Source organism: Adhaeribacter aerolatus (assembly GCF_007991635.1).
Lineage (GTDB): Bacteria > Bacteroidota > Bacteroidia > Cytophagales > Hymenobacteraceae > Adhaeribacter > Adhaeribacter aerolatus.
This window is the reverse complement of sequence record NZ_BJYS01000009.1, coordinates 112378-130821: the sequence shown is the minus strand read 5'-3', so window position 1 is coordinate 130821 and position 18444 is coordinate 112378. Positions and strand designations below refer to the sequence as shown.

The window sequence follows — 18444 nt, the reverse complement described above, 5'->3', positions numbered from 1 at the left end:
AGTGATATAAGTCACGGTAGAATAATTATGATATAATTATTTCTTTAAATAAAATATAAATACCCATAGCCAGCACAAACCAGCCAAAGCCTCTTTTTAATTTGCCGCTGTCAATCTTATCCGCGAAAGCAGAACCAATAAATATACCCACAATAGATAGTGAGGAAAATATTAGCAGGAAAAACCAGTCAATCTTATACAGAAATATATCGCCCACAAAACCAAACAAAGAATTAGCGGCAATAATAAATAGCGAAGTCCCTACGGCCATTTTCATATCGAGCCGGATGAATATTACCAGAACCGGAATAATTAAAAACCCGCCGCCGGCCCCCACCAAACCAGATATTAACCCCACCAGAATGGCTTCCACTATAATCAGTCCATAATTAATATTTTCGCCTTGGTTGATTTTCCAGTCTTGGCAGCATTTTTTGGTAATCATGCTGTAAGAAGCCAGAATCATGAGTAGGGCGAACATTATCATGAGCAGCAATTCTTTTGTAATAGCCAGACTGCCCAGCCGGAAGACTACTTCGGGTAGGGCTGGTATTAAAAAGGTACGGGTCAGGTAAACGGTTATTAAAGAAGGCAAGCCAAAAATTAGGGCCGTTTTAAAGTTAACCAAGCCTTGCCGGTAAAATTTATATCCCCCAACCAAACTGGTAGTACCCACCACAAACAAGGAATAAGAAGTAGCCATTATTGGGTTCAGCCGCATTAAATAAACCAAAATCGGCACGGTTAAAATAGACCCGCCGCTTCCGGTTAAGCCCAACGAGAGGCCTATTAATAATGCCGCTATGTATCCTATTATTTCCATTTGTTATAATTTTTAACAAAGGTCGGCACGCTTCAGACCAATCTCAGTGACATTGGTCACTTTAGCCAGGTTTATGTCTTTTTGGGTGGGCAGGGGAAATTAGAGGTGCACCGTATTAGCTTTTTTGGGTTGCTTTTGCTTAATAGAAGATTAATGGCGCATTTAAAGGATTATTCATTTTCTAGTTTACTTTACCGGGCACAATCCTTTAGTTCAGGCTAACTCATATAAATACCCTTATAATATTAATACGTACAATTATTAACCAGCTTTTATGGTTGTAATGCGCTAGCATTTCATTGCATTTAATTAAATTTTAACTTAATATCTATACAATATGAGTTACCACCATAGTAAAACCTTGAACAATACCTTTAATGAAGCCGTAGCCAAAGTAAAATCGGCTTTGGAAACCCAAGGCTTCGGCATTATCACCGAAATTGATTTAACCAGCAAGTTCAAAGAGAAATTAGGCGTAGATTTCCGGAACTATAAGATTTTAGGCGCCTGTAACCCCAAATTAGCTTACCAGGCCATTCAGCAGGAAGCAAATATTGGTGTAATGTTGCCGTGTAATATTTTGGTGCAGGAACATGGTGCAGGGCAGGTAGAAGTTACAGCCATAAACCCCATGGAAACCATGGCAGCCGTAAATAATCAAAACTTAGAAATTATTGCCCAAGAAGTTAGCGATAAATTGCGAAGTGTAATAACCGCTCTTTAGGGTTTAAGGGAATTCAGTTTTTAAACGGTTAAAAGATATCCAGGTTAACGACTTCTATGTAATTGCGATGCAGGATAACCGCGCCTTGTTGCTCCAGCTTTTTTAAAAGCCGCGATATTACTTCGCGGGAACTGTTCAATTCGTTGGCAATTTGTTGGTGCGATAGCCGTACTTCCGGACCCAAGCGATTAACATGGCGCTTCAGGTAAAAAATCAGCCGCTCATCCAAGCCTTTAAAGGCAATACTATCCAGGGTTTGCAAAAGTTCGTCGAAGCGCTCGCGGTAAGAAGCAATTACAAAATTATACCAACTCTTGTATTTGGCCAGCCATTGTTCCGTCAGGTGAGCGGGTACGAGTAGCACCTCCGCATTGGTTACCGCTTTTGCCATAACCATACTTTGTTCTTCTCTGGCACTGCACATCATAGATAAGGCGCAGGCATTACCCTGTTCCAGGTAATACATCAGAAATTCATTGCCTTCGTCGTCTTCGCGGTAAACTTTAACCAGTCCATTCAGTACCAGCACCGTGGATTTGATGTATTGTCCGGTACGGAGCGCTTCCTCGCCAGCTTCTAATTGCTTGATAGTACCCTGCTCGGCTATTTCCTGTAAAAGCGAAGATTCTAGCTGCGGGAACCGATCATGAATAATGTCTAAACTTTCTTTTTCTATTTTCAATTAGGTTATCTGCACTTTAAAATATTAAACAACGCTACTGTATGATTTCTATGAGTTAAGAGAAACTCTAAACATTACGTTAAAGCTATATTTTAAGCCAACCTAAAGCTAAAGTACTTGAACATCAATTTGAAACAGCTGTTGCTCGTAATTCCAAAACTATACATCGGATAATAATGAATGTAAGAGCCTATTGGTAAAGGTTATCCGCAACGAGAATCCTGGCTCATGCATTCTGTCTTTACCATTGGCTGCTATTTGCATTTGGGTGGTAAAAGGAATTAAAATAAAATAATAGTTCAAATCTATGATGTAATAAATATACAATTATAAATTTCAGTAAACCACATGCAAGTTGTTACCAGAAAAGTAAGTGGAAAGTTTTAAGCTTTAAGTATATAAGCTATTGATATAGAGCTAACTATTGAAATTTGTATATCAAAGTAATTTTGTCCCCTTACTTATTAGATTTAAGGATTGATACGCAAACCGACTTCCAGAGATTGGTGCTTCATCTTTTCTGACCTGGTTATTCAGTAATATTCTTTGTGAAGATTTCCCAAATGGCTATAAAGCTAAATTGAATTTTGAGGCTCAAGATTCTTAGCTTTTACTTCTTTTGTGCTGGCCAGCAGAAATATAGTGGCTACGATTAAGCAACTGCCAATCCAATCCATGGCCGTAAACGGAACTTGTAGCCACACAACCGATAAAATTGTAGCTGAGAGCGGCTCTGCTGAGGCCAGTAAACTGGCCTTTTGCGCTCCAATTATTTTCACTGCCGTTAAATAGGCATAGAAGGCAACCAATGTGGCTAATAATATAATAAAAGCGGTACTTAAATAAGTGTAAATATCCCATTGTCCACGTACTATCCAGGGCGCATGGATGCTGCTTAAAAAAACGCCTCCTATTAACATACTCCATCCTATTACAATGGTGGCAGGATAACGACTCAATAAGCCCATGGGTTGTAAACTGTAAAAGGCTAAAGCTACAGCAGATGCAATTCCCCAAAACAAAGCCCAATTAGATATGGAAAGACTTCTAAAGCTGCCGTGCGTAACCAGCAAGAAGGTTCCCGTAATTGCTAAAAAGATGGCTAGGATTTCAGTATTCCGAGGCCATTTTTCTTTTTGTATAGCTATGTAAACAGCTATAAGAACTGGCCCAACGTATTGCAAAACGGTAGCTGTCGCAGCATTAGAATGCTTGATAGCAGCAAAATAGGTGTACTGGACCGCCAGCATTCCAAATAGGCTAAAAGATAACAGTTGCCAGGCATCCTTTTTTACTTTCCAGATACGCCATAGTTCTTTAGGGTTATTTGTGCTGGCTATTAATAATAAGATAGCTCCTGAAAAAAGAAGCCTTACAGTTACCAGCCATTCAGGGTTAATATCTCGCTTTTGGAATAAAAACTGGCCGAAAGTGCCAGATACGCCCCACAATACGGCTGCTGTTATGGCTAATAAGAAACCATTAGATATAGAAGTGCGCTTACGTTTTATCATTAACCAATCTCATTCAATTGCGTTGTTGCATAAATTTTAGTGTGCAAAAATACCTAATTGAAAAATCCTTTTTAGGGTAAAATTGCTGGTTTAGATTAAAAACGGCAAAGCTGTCTCCAATAAATTTTAATGCATCATAAATTCCGGAAACTAAAATTTATGAAAAAAGGTTAAATATTTAACTATATATTATTTAACTTTGCCCCTAAATTAAGGCAAGCAGCGGCTATGGAAGTAAGAAAAGAAAATCTTGTAACGTTTATCCGGGAGATGGCCAGACTGAACCTGATGTTCAAAGGGTTTATCCGGCAGAAATTCAAAGAGAACAACATCGATCTTACCTCCGAAATGATGCAGGTAATGGTGCAGCTTTGGAAAAAAGACGGCATAAACCAGCAGGAAATTGCCAACGCTACGGTTAAAGATAAAGCCAGCCTCACGTATCTGATCGATAACCTGGTTCGCCGCGACCTGGTTGCCCGGACCGAAGATGAGAACGACCGCCGCAACAAACTGATTTTTTTAACCGAGGAGGGCCATAAGCTGAAAAAGAAAGTAGAACCCTGGATCGAAGAAATGTACACCTTGGCCGGCAAAAACTTGACCGCCGAAATTGTGGGAAAAGGTATTACGTTGCTTGAAACCATCAGTCAAAACCTGGAGGGACAGAAAGTAGATATGAGTTAAGAATGTATCTTGTCCTTTTTGCCTGAAAACCCGGGTGTTTTTAACTTAAAAATTTAATCCCTATTTAAATCCACGGCAGCTAAACCGACCTGCATTATAAAACCCTTTTTATCTTAATAATTAGTTAAATATTTAACTGTATAGTTCTTTATGAATTTTAATATTTTAATTGTCAGCTTTTTATTAATGGTTTCCGCTACCGTGGGTTTTGCCCAGGAACCGGCCGGCCGTAAGCTGACCATAGACGAATTATTTTCCCTGGCCGAACAAAACAGTCCGCAACTGCAGATATCCAGAAGCGGAATTGAGATTGCGGATGAGCGCAAAATGTTAGCCAACACGCAGAAACGCCCAAATTTATCGGCAAGTGCCTCGGCCAGTTACATCGGCAACGCCACCATCCTGAATACCAACCTTTCGGAATTGAAGCAGGTAGAAATGCCACATTTTGGGAACTCCTTTTCGGTGCAGGCCAGCCAGGTTATTTTTAAAGGCGGCGCTATCAATAATTCCATCGAGAAGGCCGGTTTAGACCAGCAGGTGGCGCAACTGAATTTTAACCAGAAACGCGCCGAAATTAAGCTTCTGCTCGTGGCCCGCTACACCGATCTTTACCGCTTAAGCAAACAGGAAGCCGTTTATAAAAAGCATATCGCCTCCGCTAACCTTCGCCTGAAAAACATCAATAATATGTACAAACAAGGTATGGTTACCCGCAACGATCTGATCCGGAGCGAGCTACAGATTACTAACCTTGAAATGGCCCTGCAGGAAGTTACCAACAACCTGAATATTACCAACCAGCAGCTACGCGTAATTATTGGCTTGCCTGCCGGAACCACCATTCTTCCGGATTCGAATTTCCTGAAAGCCACGCCAAACCGCGTAGAATACCAGGATTACCTGAACCTGGCGCAAACCAATTTCCCCGGCTTAAAAGCTTCGCAGGTATATAGTGAAATTGCCCGCAAAAACCTGCAGATCGCCAAAGCCGAACGCATGCCCGCACTAAGTTTACAAGCCGGAAATTCGCTGGCGCGCCCCATTGTAACGGCTAGTCCGGCGCTCGATCTGTATTCGCGCGGCTGGAATGCGGGCGTGGGCGTAACCTATAATATTTCTTCGCTTTATAATGCCAAACATAGCATTGGAGCGGCCAATGCGCAGTTAAGCCAGCAGGAACAAACGCTGGCTTTGCAGCGCCAGAACTTGGAAACGGACGTGAGCACGGCTTTTATAAAGCACAACGAAGCCCGGCAGCGCAGCGAAAGTTTTAAAAAAGGCGTGCAGTTAGCCAACGAGAACTACCGCATTGTTGCCAAAAAATATACTTCGCAACTGGCCCTGATTACCGACATGCTGGATGCTACTAACGCCAAACTAGACGCCGAACTGCAACTCACCAACGCCGACGCCAATATTATTTACACCTTTTACCAATTACAATACCTGGCCGGCAATCTGTAAAAACAGTAGGGTTTCGCCCTTAAAAAATCAGGATAAACGAACAAAATATAGCTTAAACAGAAATAAAATGTCAGCGAATACCATAGAAAAAGAAAAGCCGAAAAAGAAAAAGACCGGCACCACCATTACCAATATTTTGCTGCTGGCGGTACTTGCCGGTGGTTTGTTTTGGGTGGCCAACTTATTTTTCAATTTCAGTCGTACCGAAACTACCAACGATGCCCAGGTAGAGCAATTCATTACGCCCATTAATTCGCGGGTAGGCGGGTACATCGAAGAGATCCGGTTTACGGAACACCAGCAGGTTAAAAAAGGCGATACGTTGGTAGTAATAAATCCAAAAGAAATTAAAATTCAGCTGGCCCAGGTCGAAGCCGGTTATTTAGATGCCCTGGCGAGCCGCAACGTAACCAGCGCCGGGGTAAATACCGTGAGCAACAACATAGCTGTTTCCGAAGCCAATATTGCCGAAGCGCAGGCCCGGTTATGGAACGTGGAGCAAAACTACAAACGGTACGAAAATTTGTTAAAAGACGAAGCCGTAACCCGCCAGCAGTTTGAGCAGGTAAAAACCGAATTCGATGCGGCCAAAGCCCGCTATCACGGTCTGCTGAAAATGAAACAAACCACCCAGCTTTCTACTAAAGAAGTGAGCTCCCGGTTAGCGGTAAACGAAGCCAATATTAAACGCGCGCAGGCTGCCCTGGATATGGCCCGGCTTAACCTCAAATATACCGTAATTACCGCGCCTTACGATGGGGTGGTAGGCCGGCGCACCATCCAGGAAGGCCAGCTTATTCAACCCGGACAGGCCTTGGTAGCCATTGTGCGGAGCGGGCCCGTTTGGGTGGTGGCCAATTACAAAGAAACCCAGACGGCTAATTTAAGCATCGGGCAGCCGGTAGATATTACTGTAGATGCCATGAGCGGTACCGTTTTTAAGGGAAAAGTAACCGCCATTTCCGAAGCCACCGGAGCTAAATATTCCGCCGTGCCAACCGATAACTCCACCGGTAATTTTGTGAAGGTGCAGCAGCGTATCCCGGTCCGCATCGAATTCACCGAAGGCAACCACAAAAATGACCTGGAAAAGCTGCGGGCCGGCATGAACGTAGAAGTAAAAGCAATTTTAGCAGATGGCAGAAATTAAAAAAGGAATGTTTCACGAATGGGTTCCCAAGCCTCTAAGCTTTTTGATCCTGTTTGTTTTAACGCTTACTGTCCTGAGCGCCAACGGTCTGTATACTGCCAATATAGCAGATATGGTAGGTGGCCTGGGTACAATGACCGAATACCTGACAATGGCCAATTTTGCCGCTACCATCGGGATGCCGGCCGTATTTCCGTTTTTATTCCAGGTGAAAGGCAGGTTTACTACCCGGCAGATCTTATCTGTAAGCTTAAGCGCTTTGGTAATGTTAACCGTTTTGTGCGGCTTAATTACTTCGCCGGAGCTTTTAATTCTGGCCAATTTCCTGATCGGATGCTGTAAAATGTTTGCTATGATCGAGATCATTATTCCCTTAATGGCCATCATAAGCCCTGCCGGCGACCGCGCGCGTTTCTATGCCATTTTTTACCCCGTAAGCATTATAATCGGGCAAGTATCCGGTTTTGTTTCTTCGGAAGTTGCTTATGTTTATGGCTGGCAATATATGTACTGGTTTACACTGCCACTGCTGTTATTGTCGTTAATCTGTGCGGTTGTTTTCTACCACAATGGCCATGCCATGGATCCCCGGCCTTTGGGCAAACTGGATTGGCAAAGTTTTTTCCTGCTGAGCGGATCTTTAATGCTGCTGAATTATGTAATGATTTTTGCCCGGGTGGAAAATTATTTTGAATCGGTAAATATCCAGGGCGCAGTTATTGGTTTCAGCTTTTTAATGCTGATATTTATTAAGCGACAGTTAACGCTGGAGAAACCGTTTATGAACCTGGCCATGCTTAAGATTAAAAGCGTTTGGGTAAGCATTGTGCTCATCTTTTTCCTGGGTTTGTTTCTGGCGGCTGGCTCTATCCAAAGCGTGCTTACCACCAGTATTTTGCGTTTCAGCCCGCAGGTAAACGCAGAACTGAATTTATGGATGATCCCGGGAATTGCGCTGGGCGGGGTATTTTGTTTTTTCTGGTACAAGCATAAACTTTCCCTGAAGTACAATATTCTGATTGGGTTTACTGCTTTTATTATAGCGCACGTATTGTTGTTCTTCAAAATTAACCCGGGGGCCGGCGTGCAGGATTTTTACCTGATAAGTGTTTTACGCGGAGTAGGTATGGTTATGCTATTTTCGACTATTGGCGTGTACATGGCCGATAAACTGGACCCCATGACGATGTTTGCTTCCTCGGTTTTCCTGATGATTTTCCGGTCGTTTATTGGTACAGCATTTTTCTCAGCGGTTATGTCTTATGGCCTGTTTCACGGGCAGTTAGAAAACCTGCTGCAATTGGCCCAGAACATGGATGCGTTAAACCCCAACGTATCTGCGCGCCTCCAAACTTCCGGTACACTGGGTTTATATGGAGCGGTGCAGGGACAAGCCATGCTTTTAGCCGCCCGGGACATGTCGGTTTATGTGATACAAGGCGGTCTATTTATCATGCTGCTGGTATTTCTTTTCAGATTTAGTCCCGTTAACCGGCGGAAACTGGTAAAATGGCGCCGGAGAATGAATGGTTTGGAGATCCTGCTGCGGCCCTGGAGTTACCGGACGGCCAGGTGATTTTGCGGAGAAGTTTTTGGAAGGAATTTTATTAAAAAGCGCTCTTTAATTTCCAACCAGAAATGTAGCGATTCAGAATGATTAGCATTAAAAGCTTGCTCAATATTAAAAAATAGCAGTTTTCTTTTAGCAGATTATCTTTTTAGCAGATCATAGGAATAGGAAACTAAAGGGGAGGATATGAAATATAAAAAGCCCCTCTAAGTAAATAGAGCGGCTTTTTTAGTAGCCCGTAGGGGAATCGAACCCCTGTTACCAGAATGAAAATCTGGTGTCCTAACCCCTAGACGAACGGGCCGTTTTGTTTATCTGACGTCCTTGTTCCGTTTTGATGGTGCAAATATAGAGGGTGATTTTATATCTGCAAAACATTTTTTATAAAATATTACGTACAATCCGGAAGTGGCTGGTTATTAGAAAGAAAAAATTTAATTTGATTTAAGTTTTTAGATTAATAACTTCGCCCCGTTTAATAAACTACTCAAATATTGGTAAAAATGGCAAAAATTAAAGTTGCAATTAATGGCTTTGGCCGCATCGGCAGACTTACCTTCCGCGAGCTGCTTCGTAAAGATAATATCGAGATAGTTGGTATCAACGATTTAACAGATAATAATACCCTGGCGCACTTGTTAAAGTACGACTCGGTACACGGTAAATTTAACGGTACGGTATCGGCCGACGAAGCCAGCATTACCGTAAACGGTCAGCGCATTGAAATTTTCGCTGAAAGAGAGCCTAAGAATTTGCCTTGGGGTAAATTAGGCGTTGATGTAGTATTGGAATCTACCGGCCGTTTCGTAGATGAGAAAGGTGCCGGCGGACACCTGGAAGCAGGCGCCCGTAAAGTAGTTATTTCGGCTCCGGCTAAAGGCAATATTCCTACCGTTGTATTAGGCGTTAACGAAAACGTATTAACCGGCGAAGAAACCATTGTTTCGAACGCTTCTTGTACTACCAACTGCTTGGCTCCGATGGCTAAAGTACTGGACGATGCTTTTGGTATTGAGAAAGGCTTTATTACCACGGTTCACGCATATACTTCTGACCAGAACCTGCACGATGGTCCGCACAGCGATTTAAGAAGAGCCCGTGCGGCCGCTTTAAATATTGTGCCAACTTCTACCGGTGCGGCTAAAGCCGTAGGTTTGGTATTACCGCACTTAAACGGTAAACTGGATGGTATTGCCATGCGCGTTCCGGTTCCAACTGGTTCTTTAACCGACTTAACCGTTATTTTGAAGAAACCAGCTACCAAAGAAGAAATCAATGCTGCTGTAAAAGCGGCTGCCGAAGGTGAATTAAAAGGTATTCTGGAATATACCGCCGACCCAATTGTTTCAGTTGATATTGTAGGTAACACCCACTCTTGTATCTTCGATTCTAAGTTAACTTCGGTTAGCGAAACCCTGGTTAAAGTAGTAGGCTGGTACGATAACGAGTCTGGTTATTCTGCCCGCGCTGCTGATTTAATTGCCAGAATTGGTTAATTAAATTTTGCTTAGCATAAATAGATTAAACAGCCCATCTTGTATGGGCTGTTTTGTTTTAACTTAATTCTTATTCATTTGCAGGTTTATTTGTGCGTACCCAGATAAAATTTATTATTAATCCGGTTTCGGGCCGTACCAAAGGTGGCGTAAATGTACCGGACCTTTTAAACCAGTTGCTGGATACGGAGCAGTATGAGCCGGAAATTGTTTTTACCCGGTACGCCGGTCACGCTACCGAAATTGCCAGCCAGGCGGCCACTGCCGGTGTGTCGGTAGTTTGCGCAGTGGGTGGCGATGGTACCGTAAACGAAGTGGCACGGGGTTTAATGGGTACCCAAACCGCTTTGGCTATTCTGCCGAAAGGTTCGGGCAATGGCCTGGCCCGCCATTTGGGCATCCCCATGAATTTAAGCCACGCCATCAATATTTTAAACCAGGGCGAACCCAGCGCCATCGATGCGTGTACCATTAATAATCATCCGTTTTTTTGCACCGCCGGCATTGGTTTCGATGCGCACGTGAGTTCGGTTTTTGCGGCCTCTACGCGGCGCGGCTTGCAAACGTATGTGCAAATGGTACTACGCGAATTTTTTACATTTCAACCGCAAAAAGCAATATTGCGATTAAACGGTGAGCAGCTCGAGACCCAGTGTTTTGTGGTGGCTTTTGCCAACGCCTCCCAATACGGCAACAACGCCTATATTGCGCCCATGGCCGATATCCGCGATGGCTTGCTGGATGTTTGCCTGATCCGCCACTTAAACCTGCGGAAGGCCATTGGTATTAGCTACGGGTTAATTACAAAGCAAATTGCTACATCACCGGATGCTGAATATTTCAGAACCCGCGAAATATTAGTTACCAGCGAACACGCCTTTAAATTTCACGCCGACGGCGAATACATAGGGGAGTCAACTTCGTTTAACGTACAAATATCGCCCTTAGCTTTGCGCGTAATAGTAGCGCGGGAGGAGGGAAGGAATGGTTGAATGGTTAGATTGTTGAATGGTTAAATGGTTGAATTGTTAAATGGTTGAGTTGTTGAATGACGGAGTGAATATTGGGGAAAATGAGAATTAAGGGAGTGAATTAAATAAGAAGAGAGATTGAATATGGCAGATAAAAACAAAAAAGGTCGGGAAGGGGTGGTGTATTCTACTAATCCGGATTTTGAGTACCAGTACCAGAGCGAAGAACAAACGCATACTTTGCCGCCGCAACAGCAAAATCTTAAAATTATGCTGGATAAAAAAGCCCGGGGTGGCAAACAGGTAACTTTAGTAACCGGTTTTGTGGGGCAGGAAGATGATTTAAAAGAATTAGGTAAATTACTGAAAAACAAATGTGGCGTGGGCGGCGCTATGAAAGACGGGGAAATAATTATTCAGGGTGATTTCCGGGATAAAATATTACAGGTGCTGCTGCAGGCCGGCTACAAGGCCAAAAAAGCCGGGGGCTAAGAGGAGTTAAGAATTATGCGTTAAAAGTTGGTTCTGCTGCTAAGGTTTTCAACTGAATGAGCAGTGGATTTCAATAGGGTCCCGTATATGTATTGGTTTGGGATTTAAATACTAAATTTTTAGAGCCAATAATTCTTATAGCCATTCTTTTTTGCGGAACCAGATATAAATGCCGATAGTAATCAGCAGCATGGCCAGCATGGTTACCGGGTAGCCCCCGCGCATTTGCAGTTCGGGCATATACTTAAAATTCATACCGTAGATGCCTACAATAAAAGTTAAAGGCATAAAAAACACGGAGAAAATAGTGAGCACCCGTACTATTTCGTTCGTGCGGTGGGAGGCCAGACCAATATAAATATTCAGCAGGTTGTTTGCGCCGTTATCTACTTCTTCGTACATGGTTAGCAACCGAAGATACATGTCGTAAACGTCCTGAATGTACGGGTCGTGTTTCTGTTCCCGGTTCAGGTTATCCAGCACAATCTTTGAAAGGTTTAACACCCTTCTGGAAACTTCGGCTTTGCGCTTGAGCCAGTAAATGCCCGTGGTAAGCGATTTATTTGGGTTGTTTCTTAGAAAAACTTTCGATTCGTAATAATCCAGGTCAGTGGCTAGTTTCAGGGCCGGTTGCTCAAAGCTTTGTAAAACTTCTTTTACCAGCTGAATAAATAAGTGGTAAGGGCTTTTGCAATGGTTGGTCTCAATCAGCGTTTTTTTGATTTCTTCTAAAAAAGGATATTCATCCCGGTGTACGGTTATCAGGAATTCTCTCGAATAAAATACGGCAATTTTATTAGTTAAATCCTGTACGGTATCGCCATCTTGACCTATTTCTTTATCAAAAACACGAACAATGGCAAACGCCACGTCTTCAATTTGCTCGTATTTGGGCAGGTGGTCGGGCTGTAAGGAGTCGTAAACAACGGCCGGATGCAAGTTGTATTTCTGCGAAATTTCTTCAAAATCGGTTTTGTCCGGGTTTACCAGATCAATCCATTCCCAGTTGCAATTAGTGTCAGCAGTTAAGTTTTTAACCATGCAGCTATGCTTTTCCTGTTTAGAGGCCTATCAGTTTCTATTCGTATTTTATCTTTTTATGTTTAGCCCAAAATAATACTCAGGTATGAGTTGGTTTAGACAACCGCGCATCCAGACTGTACTTACCCGGGCCAATAAATAACCAGCAGAAAAACAGAATAGCCATTTCCAGGGCGTGCGAATATTCCGAAAATGACTGGCCCTGGCTTACGTGCGAGGAGGTAGCTACTATCATCTGAATCACTAATAGAATACAAGTGGGCCGGAAAAATAAACCCAATGCCAGCAACAGGCCACCGGCAAATTCGGCCAGCGAACCGATAAATCCCCAGAAAACAGGTGCAAAATGAATGCCCCAGATGCCCATGGCGCCGCCTAAGGGCTCCCAGAGTTCCGGACCGGCCGCTAACTTGGGCCAGCCGTGGCACATAAACGAGATTCCTATGCCCAGGCGCAGGAGTAAAACACCCTGGTGAAAATGCGGATAATATAGCGCAGCTATTTTCATCGGCTTAAGATATTAATAATTTTATTACCGGTAAATGTTTACGGTTGTCGTGCGTTTTCTGAAGCCATAAACAGATTAATTATTAGCGGGGAGGGACACGAAATTTATTACCAAGGTGGTTATATCGTTTTTACCTAAACCTCCCCGGAGCCGATTAAGTTAATACCAATGGCCAGCCTGGTTTGTTATTCAGGTTAGTTCGGCCTAATTTGGCGCTTTTAAATTAAAACAGAAAATGGCTAAACCACTTATATTGGTATCGAACGACGACGGCATTACCGCACCGGGTATCCGTACGCTCGTAAATGTAATGAAGAAAATTGGCGATGTGGTAGTGGTAGCCCCGGATAGTCCGCAATCAGGTATGGGGCACGCCATTACGGTAGGCAATACCCTGCGCCTGGATAAATCCTTGGCTTTCGACGATGTAGAAGCCTGGGAATGCTCGGGTACGCCCGCCGATTGTGTAAAACTGGCCAAGCACCACGTGTTAAAAGAACGGCAGCCCGATTTGGTGGTCAGCGGTATTAATCACGGCTCTAACTCCAGCGTAAGTGTGTTGTATTCCGGTACCATGTCGGCGGCCATCGAAGCAGCTATTGAGGGGTTGCCGGCTATTGGCTTTTCGCTGTGCGAATTTGGCCACGATGCCGATTTTTCGCACACCGAAGAATACGTAGAAATGATCGTTCGGCAGGCCCTGAAGAATGGCATACCCGAAGGCGTGGCGCTTAATGTAAATTTTCCGAAAAAATCGAATAAGAAAATTGCTGGTGTAAAAGTCTGCCGGCAAGCCCAGGCGCGCTGGGAAGAAGAATTCGACGAGCGCCTGGATCCAAACGGTCGCCGTTACTTCTGGCTTACCGGTAATTTTATTAACCCCGATAAAGGCGAAGATACCGACGAGTGGGCGCTGGCGCATAACTTCGTTTCGATTGTGCCTTGCCAGTTTGACATGACCGCTCATTTTGCCATGGTGCGCTTAAATAACGAATGGGAATTAAATAAATAAGTTCTGCAGCAACTATAACCAGGAAGTGGCCCGGATTCGGAAAAGCTTCCTGGTTGTAAGAACAAGAGTTAAATTAAGTTTACCGGTCGAACCGGACAGGTAAGGTGTACCTGAAAACAACCGGCTGGTTATTTTGCCTAGCCGGTGTAAAAGGCGGTAAGGATTTTACGAGGCGCATGGCTTCTGCATCTAAAACAGGATTTACTGATTTTGTTACCTTCGGATAAAATAATTTACCGTTGGTATCTACTAAAAACTGAACCACCACTAATCCTTCTATTTTACTTCTTTTCGCTTCTTTCGGATAACTAAGTTTTTTCCTCATAAAGTCCTGCAGGGCAGATTCTCCGCCGGGAAACTGAGGTGGGTTTTCTGCCTGGCTAAAAATCCGGGACTTTAAAGTATCTAACGGCACATCGCTTAGGTCGCTCGATGACAAACTAAACCGCACCGGCAAGGTGTAGCGAAAAGAAACCGGTTTTCCGCTTTGCAAAGCGGGTTCAAAATCGGGCATTAGCCTGATGATGCGTATTACTTCTCCATTCAACTCCGGACTTACACTTTTAACAATAGTAATATCATGTATTTTGCCCTTTTTGTTTACTACAAACTGGGCCACCACCAATCCGGTTACCCCCGCTTTCATTGCCTCCACCGGATACCTTAAATTCATTTTAATAAATTTACCTTGGGCAACTTCGCCTCCCGGGAAAACGGGCATTTGCTCTACGAAGGTGAAAATTTTTTCAGTACTGTCGAGCGCCGTGAAATTTGTAATATTATTTACCCAATAGGGTTTGGCCTCGGTTCTACAAGCAGGTAAATTAAAATTAGATTTAACCTGCACAGGTTGAATGTTTGGGCTAAGCCGCACAATAGCGGCCGTAGAATTATGTCCAGCATTCAGGCCTATAACTAAACTCAGCAAAGACGCGATAGCTAACCGCTTTACTTCTCCGGTAAGCCCTTTTTTACAGCAATTCTGATTCATAAATTTAATATTTTAACAGAATAATCACCAACTAAGCAACAGGTGCGTGCTCTTATAAAATTAAAAGTCAAGAAGTTGATTATCAATACTTATAATTAGGTATAATTTAACTGTTTGTACTTTATTATTCCTGCTTTAGCCATTAAAGGAAGCAGGTGTAAGCAATCATCAAGGGCATCTAAGCTATTATTGAATTGCATTTTGCCACTATAAATATTTATCATCCATTTCCGGATGTTGTTTACTTTCCAAAGCGATCAGATAAAGTTTCCTTTATTTCTATCAGAATTTTTTCAAAAGTCAAAGTTGTGGATTGAATGAGCGTAAGTACAATGGCGGGCTTTTACTCCATTAAGGTTAAACAAAAAGGTAAAAGTTTTTTATAAATTGTTTATCTCTTTTATTACCAAATACTTATGAATTATAAATGAATTTGTTTTACTTCCCGGTTGTGACACTATGAATGTTATTTTTCAGGTGATGCAGTAAACCGGAACTTAATTGGTGGCAGGTAAGTATTTAAAACGGAATAGAACCAAATTGAATTTGGTTTGTTTCGTAACCGGGTGGAGCGCCCGGAATTCGTAAAAGCATGAATTTTCTGCAGAAACATAAAGGTGAAGTTATTGCCGCTTTGGTTATCCTTAGCTGGGGTTTCAGCTTGTGGTTCTTACTGCACTGGCCGGTAAATTTTTATACCCCGGTGCCCTATTTTTTTGTGCTGGTGCAAACCCATTTGTATACAGGTTTATTTATTACCGCCCACGATGCCATGCACGGCGTCGTTTCCCGGAATAGAAAACTAAATAAATTTATTGGTACGCTTGCTGCCGGCTTGTTTGCCTACAATAATTTTAACCGGTTATTGCCCCGGCACCACGCCCACCACCATTACGTTGCAACCGGTCAGGATCCGGATTACCACGGCGGTAATTTCTTTGTCTGGTACTTCAGTTTTCTTAAAAATTATATTACCTGGCAGCAACTGGTACTCATGGCTATTACCTTTAACTTACTAAAGTTGGTGTTTCCGGCTGAGAATGTAATATTGTTCTGGATGGTGCCGGCCATTTTGGCTACATTTCAGCTATTTTATTTCGGTACTTACCTGCCGCACCGCGGCGAACATGACGCTGGTAATAGACATAAATCCCATACTCAGGCCAAAAACCACACCTGGGCTTTCATTAGTTGCTACTTTTTTGGCTACCATTACGAGCACCACGACAAGCCTTACGTGCCTTGGTGGCAACTCTACAAAGAGAAAAAATAACTATTGGCGGCGGCCTTAATTAGCTTCATTTTTTATTCACTTATGGCATTGGCTAGTAAATTCTTAGCTGCTTTTAAGCGAAGTTATTTGTAGCAGCAGGCGGCTAAATATTGTCTTTTACTCCCCGTATATATACGTACGAAGAACCTGTTTTCTGCCCGGCTAATCTTGCTCCAAAAGCCGGGAAATAATAGCAATTTGCTCTACTCGGGTAAAAATTCCACAATGAGGGAATTTTCTTTCCACTTTCGCCACTTCCTCCCACTTTGGTATTTGCAGATTCAGAATTTCTGCTTATAATATTATTTTTATATAATAAATGGTTGATATTCAGTGTATTAATTCGTGGCGGCTTGTCGCGAATTGTTTTTAAAACCATTTAGGGGTTGGGAAAACTGGGGTATAAGTGTGGGTGAAAATGTGGAAAATGTGTATAAGTGGGGTTGATAACCATAATTTATCCACAAAGTGGTAAAAAGTGGGAGAATGAGGTTGACTTAATTTTTCTTATCCGTATTTTTGTTTACTCCGGAATCTACCCGGAGATCAAAAGGCCCTGTATGAACTTTCTTTCCGGCGAATACGAGTGTAAGCTAGACCCGAAAGGAAGATTGGTTTTGCCCGCAAAAATCAAAGCCAATCTACCCGAGGAATCTGGTAACCAGGTGGTGCTGACCCGGGGGTTCGAGCCGTGCCTGGTATTGTATCCGCAGGCGGCCTGGAAAGTGATTTACGACAAGGTAGCTAGTTTGAATGAGTTTAACGAAGAGTACCGGAATTTTCAGCGGAATTTTTTCCGGGGCAACACGGAAGTAGAACTGGATAGCGCGGGCCGGTTTATTTTACCCCGCACCATGGTGCGCTACGCCGACATAGAAAAAGAAGTAATTGTAGTGGGCTTGGGCAACCGTGTCGAAATCTGGAACCCCGATAAATACGAAGACTTCCTGATTAAAGACCAGCAAGGTTTCTCGTCGTTGGCCCAGAAGTTTTTAGGCGATCAACCTTTAATCGAACCCGGCATATAATGGCGTACCACCAGCCCGTCATGTTGCAGGAATCGGTAGATGCTTTGGCGATAAAGCCCGCGGGGATTTATGTAGATGTTACGTTTGGAGGTGGAGGGCATTCGGCCCTGATAGCCAGTAAGCTTACCACCGGTAAATTATTTGGTTTCGACCAGGACCCGGATGCTGAGAAAGAAGCCGAAAAGCTGGCCTCTCCGGTTTTTACATTTGTGAAAGCCAACTTCCGGTACCTCAAAAAGTACCTGCGCCTGTACGGGGCAAAGCAGGCCGATGGCATTCTGGCTGATTTAGGCGTATCGAGTTATCAGTTCGATACTTCCGAAAGAGGATTCTCTACCCGTTTCGACGGGCCGCTGGACATGCGCATGGATAAAGAGGCTGATAAAACGGCCAAAGATATTCTGATGACTTACGCCGAAGAAGATTTGCATAAGTTGTTTGGCATATACGGCGAAGTGAAAAATGCCCGGACCCTGGCCCGCACGGTAGTGCTGAAAAGAGCCTCGCAGGAACTCGAAACCATTGGGCAGTTTAAAGAAGTCATTGCCAGTTGTTTACCCAAAGGCAAAGAAAATAAATATTTGGCCCAGGTGTTTCAGGCCTTGCGCATGGAAGTAAACGATGAGTTAAAAGCCCTGGAAGAAATGCTGCTGCAGACGGCAGAAGTGTTAAAGCCAGGCGGACGTCTGGTCGTGATTTCGTACCACTCCCTCGAAGACCGGCTGGTAAAAAACTTTATCCGGCAGGGGAAATTCTTCGGCGAAGTAGAGAAAGATTTGTACGGCAACGAAATAAAGCCTTTTGCCTCGGTGTACCGCAAACCCCTGACCCCTTCGGCTTTAGAGCTGCAGGAAAATAACCGGTCGCGGAGTGCCAAACTGCGGGTAGCCGAAAAGTTATGAGTACCGCGTAATAAGAATCTGGTAGCAGGTTATAAGTAATAAATTAAAGCGAGGAAACCGGAGAAAGAGAATAATGGAAGACTTAAAACTTACCAAACACCAACTAAAACTGT

At 43.4% G+C, this 18444-nt stretch carries 18 protein-coding genes and 1 tRNA gene; 12 read left to right on the top strand and 7 right to left on the bottom strand.

Annotation, left to right across the window (positions count from 1 at the left end):
* Positions 1-25: 25 nt before the first annotated feature.
* Positions 26-823, bottom strand: a complete 798-nt coding sequence (locus AAE02nite_RS08380; protein ID WP_146896972.1) for a sulfite exporter TauE/SafE family protein — start codon at positions 821-823, stop codon at positions 26-28.
* 337 nt (positions 824-1160) lie between these two features.
* On the opposite strand from AAE02nite_RS08380, the gene AAE02nite_RS08375 reads away from it, so the two are divergent.
* A complete protein-coding gene (locus tag AAE02nite_RS08375) occupies positions 1161-1547 on the top strand; it encodes a DUF302 domain-containing protein (protein ID WP_146896969.1) in 387 nt (128 codons plus the stop codon).
* A gap of 28 nt (positions 1548-1575) precedes the next feature.
* On the opposite strand, the gene AAE02nite_RS08370 is transcribed toward AAE02nite_RS08375, so the two are convergent.
* Positions 1576-2229 (bottom strand): Crp/Fnr family transcriptional regulator, encoded by a 654-nt coding sequence (locus tag AAE02nite_RS08370; protein ID WP_246150897.1) that lies wholly within the window; start codon positions 2227-2229, stop codon positions 1576-1578.
* Positions 2230-2804: 575 nt separating this feature from the next.
* Entirely contained in the window at positions 2805-3743 is a 939-nt protein-coding gene (locus AAE02nite_RS08365; protein ID WP_146896966.1) for a DMT family transporter, read from the bottom strand.
* 228 nt (positions 3744-3971) lie between these two features.
* On the opposite strand from AAE02nite_RS08365, the gene AAE02nite_RS08360 reads away from it, so the two are divergent.
* The 4 genes from AAE02nite_RS08360 to AAE02nite_RS08345 all read left to right on the top strand — a co-directional run bounded on the left by AAE02nite_RS08360 (position 3972) and on the right by AAE02nite_RS08345 (position 8623).
* On the top strand, positions 3972-4430 hold the full coding sequence (locus tag AAE02nite_RS08360; protein ID WP_146896963.1) for a MarR family winged helix-turn-helix transcriptional regulator: 459 nt from the start codon (positions 3972-3974) through the stop codon (positions 4428-4430).
* A gap of 150 nt (positions 4431-4580) precedes the next feature.
* On the top strand, positions 4581-5897 hold the full coding sequence (locus AAE02nite_RS08355) for a TolC family protein (RefSeq protein ID WP_146896960.1): 1317 nt from the start codon (positions 4581-4583) through the stop codon (positions 5895-5897).
* 67 nt (positions 5898-5964) lie between these two features.
* Entirely contained in the window at positions 5965-7047 is a 1083-nt protein-coding gene (locus tag AAE02nite_RS08350) for an HlyD family secretion protein (protein WP_146896957.1), read from the top strand.
* Entirely contained in the window at positions 7034-8623 is a 1590-nt protein-coding gene (locus AAE02nite_RS08345) for an MFS transporter (RefSeq protein ID WP_146896954.1), read from the top strand. Before AAE02nite_RS08350 ends, AAE02nite_RS08345 begins: the two co-directional genes overlap by 14 nt.
* 226 nt (positions 8624-8849) lie before the next feature.
* Here AAE02nite_RS08345 and AAE02nite_RS08340 read toward each other — a convergent pair.
* Positions 8850-8921, bottom strand: a tRNA-Glu gene (locus tag AAE02nite_RS08340).
* A 199-nt stretch (positions 8922-9120) separates the two neighbouring features.
* Between AAE02nite_RS08340 and gap the strand changes: the two genes are divergently transcribed.
* The 3 genes from gap (at position 9121) to AAE02nite_RS08325 (ending at position 11576) form a co-directional block, all read left to right on the top strand.
* Positions 9121-10113 carry a type I glyceraldehyde-3-phosphate dehydrogenase gene (gap, locus tag AAE02nite_RS08335; RefSeq protein WP_146896950.1) on the top strand — a complete coding sequence of 331 codons (993 nt, stop codon included), beginning with the start codon at positions 9121-9123 and terminating at the stop codon, positions 10111-10113.
* 92 nt (positions 10114-10205) lie between these two features.
* Positions 10206-11105 carry a diacylglycerol/lipid kinase family protein gene (locus AAE02nite_RS08330; RefSeq protein WP_146896947.1) on the top strand — a complete coding sequence of 300 codons (900 nt, stop codon included), beginning with the start codon at positions 10206-10208 and terminating at the stop codon, positions 11103-11105.
* A 123-nt stretch (positions 11106-11228) separates the two neighbouring features.
* Positions 11229-11576: a translation initiation factor gene (locus tag AAE02nite_RS08325; protein WP_146896944.1), complete on the top strand. Its 348-nt coding sequence runs from the start codon at positions 11229-11231 to the stop codon at positions 11574-11576.
* A 135-nt stretch (positions 11577-11711) separates the two neighbouring features.
* On the opposite strand, the gene AAE02nite_RS08320 is transcribed toward AAE02nite_RS08325, so the two are convergent.
* On the bottom strand, positions 11712-12617 hold the full coding sequence (locus AAE02nite_RS08320; protein WP_146896941.1) for a magnesium transporter CorA family protein: 906 nt from the start codon (positions 12615-12617) through the stop codon (positions 11712-11714).
* A gap of 79 nt (positions 12618-12696) precedes the next feature.
* Complete coding sequence (locus AAE02nite_RS08315) at positions 12697-13125, bottom strand: DoxX family protein (protein WP_146896939.1); 429 nt, start codon at positions 13123-13125, stop codon at positions 12697-12699.
* A 235-nt stretch (positions 13126-13360) separates the two neighbouring features.
* Here AAE02nite_RS08315 and surE point away from each other — a divergent pair, with 235 nt between their 5' ends.
* A complete protein-coding gene (gene surE, locus AAE02nite_RS08310) occupies positions 13361-14137 on the top strand; it encodes a 5'/3'-nucleotidase SurE (protein ID WP_146896936.1) in 777 nt (258 codons plus the stop codon).
* 79 nt (positions 14138-14216) lie between these two features.
* Here the strand turns inward: surE and AAE02nite_RS08305 are convergent, their stop codons facing one another.
* The gene (locus tag AAE02nite_RS08305) at positions 14217-15128 is read right to left on the bottom strand and encodes an energy transducer TonB (RefSeq protein ID WP_146896933.1); all 912 of its coding nucleotides are present in this window, start codon (positions 15126-15128) and stop codon (positions 14217-14219) included.
* Positions 15129-15720: 592 nt separating this feature from the next.
* Here AAE02nite_RS08305 and AAE02nite_RS08300 point away from each other — a divergent pair.
* From AAE02nite_RS08300 to rsmH, 3 genes are all read left to right on the top strand, one after another.
* Positions 15721-16401: a fatty acid desaturase gene (locus AAE02nite_RS08300; protein ID WP_146896930.1), complete on the top strand. Its 681-nt coding sequence runs from the start codon at positions 15721-15723 to the stop codon at positions 16399-16401.
* Between the two features lie 560 nt (positions 16402-16961).
* Positions 16962-17429 carry a division/cell wall cluster transcriptional repressor MraZ gene (mraZ, locus tag AAE02nite_RS08295; RefSeq protein WP_146896927.1) on the top strand — a complete coding sequence of 156 codons (468 nt, stop codon included), beginning with the start codon at positions 16962-16964 and terminating at the stop codon, positions 17427-17429.
* Positions 17429-18331 (top strand): 16S rRNA (cytosine(1402)-N(4))-methyltransferase RsmH, encoded by a 903-nt coding sequence (gene rsmH, locus AAE02nite_RS08290; protein WP_246150895.1) that lies wholly within the window; start codon positions 17429-17431, stop codon positions 18329-18331. The genes mraZ and rsmH overlap by 1 nt, the downstream gene beginning before the upstream one ends.
* Positions 18332-18444: the final 113 nt, after the last annotated feature.